The 379-nt window shown below is 62.5% G+C and carries 1 protein-coding gene; it reads right to left on the reverse strand.

The window, feature by feature from the left end:
* Window positions 1–93: 93 nt before the first annotated feature.
* Window positions 94–379, reverse strand: a 286-nt coding sequence (locus EN850_RS34140) for a potassium channel family protein (protein WP_136092980.1), incomplete at its 5' end; no start/stop codon positions are given.

Genomic DNA, 379 nt, shown 5'->3' on the forward strand with positions numbered 1-379 from the left:
TGTCAGGACGGTCGCGGCGAAATTCGACAAATATCTCAGGAGCGGAACCGCCAGGCACTCGGTCGCGGTCTGAGCGATACGCGGCGCCGCGGATCAGAAGTGCTCGCCAACCCTGAAGGGGCCGACACGGGTGCCGGCCGCGATCAGGTAAGCGGTCGACCAGCCGATCAGCAGAAACCCGTTCACGCCTTCCACGGCCGCCAGGACGCGCCAACCGTGAGCGGGCACCACGTCGCCATAGCCGACAGTGGAGAAGGTGATGGTGGAGAAGTAGAGCGCGGTCTCGAAGTCGGGCAGGATTTCAAGCTGGCGATAGACGCCGGCCCAAAGCCATACTTCAGTCGTCATGATTGCAAAGAGGCCCATTACGACGGTGATC

Source organism: Mesorhizobium sp. M8A.F.Ca.ET.207.01.1.1 (genome assembly GCF_004794715.1).
Classification (GTDB): domain Bacteria; phylum Pseudomonadota; class Alphaproteobacteria; order Rhizobiales; family Rhizobiaceae; genus Mesorhizobium.